The organism is Cupriavidus sp. SIMBA_020, assembly GCF_046535395.1.
GTDB lineage: Bacteria > Pseudomonadota > Gammaproteobacteria > Burkholderiales > Burkholderiaceae > Cupriavidus > Cupriavidus campinensis.
In genome coordinates this window covers 1-232 of the sequence record NZ_JAWRWU010001755.1, presented here as the reverse complement: position 1 = coordinate 232, position 232 = coordinate 1, and the positions used below count along the sequence as shown (strand labels likewise).

Here is a 232-nt window from a genome sequence, read left to right as displayed (position 1 = left end):
CAGCAGGCCCCACGAATCGCCCTTCAGGCCGACGGTGGCCTGACGGCCGAACAGGCGGCTACTCTGGCCCGACTGGCCGTTGGCCGAGTTGAAGCCGCTTTCCAGCGTGAACACGGCGCTCAGGCCGTCGCCCAGGTCTTCGGCGCCACGCAGGCCCCAGCGCGAACCGCTGGACAGGCCGTTGGACATGCCAACCTTCGATTCCTTGTAGCCGTCGTTGCCCTTGATGCGC

Annotated in this window: 1 protein-coding gene; it reads right to left on the bottom strand. The window is 67.7% G+C overall.

Going from position 1 to position 232, the window contains the following annotated elements:
* Positions 1 to 232: porin (locus tag SB751_RS35640; protein ID WP_410749687.1), on the bottom strand; the 232-nt coding region annotated here is incomplete at both ends.